The following is a 524-nucleotide window of genomic DNA, read 5'->3' on the forward strand; positions in this document are numbered from 1 at the left end:
CAAGATTATCCCTCTCGTGAAAGAGTGGCAGAATCGCCCCCTACAGAGCGTGTATGCTGTGGTGTTTCTGGACGCCATTCATTTCAAGGTGAAACAGGATGGGGCCATCGTCAACAAGTCTGCTTACATGGTCATTGGCATTGATTTGAATGAAAACAAAGACGTTCTGGGCATGTGGATTGGTGAGAATGAGTCTGCAAAGTTCTGGCTCAGTGTGCTCAATGAATTGAAAAATCGCGGTGTTCAGGACATTCTCATTACTTGTGTAGATAACCTTACAGGCTTCTCACAAGCGATTTCAGCTTGCTATCCCAGCACGGAAATCCAAAAATGTATCATTCACCAAATCCGCAACTCCACCCGTTATGTATCCTACAAAGATCTCAAGAAGGTGACCTCGGATTTAAAGCCCATCTACAAGGCCACAACAGAGGACATGGCTCTGCTCGAATTGGATCGGTTTGAGGAGATCTGGGGCGCCAAATATCCACTCATTGTCCGTTCCTGGCGCAATAATTGGGAAG

At 46.4% G+C, this 524-nt stretch carries 1 protein-coding gene; it reads left to right on the forward strand.

The features are described from left to right. On the forward strand, positions 1–524 hold a 524-nt coding region (locus JJQ72_RS20315; RefSeq protein ID WP_208204786.1), incomplete at both ends, for an IS256 family transposase.

It is taken from the genome of Paenibacillus sp. F411, assembly GCF_017582705.1.
In the GTDB taxonomy this organism is placed as follows: domain Bacteria; phylum Bacillota; class Bacilli; order Paenibacillales; family Paenibacillaceae; genus Paenibacillus_AQ; species Paenibacillus_AQ algicola.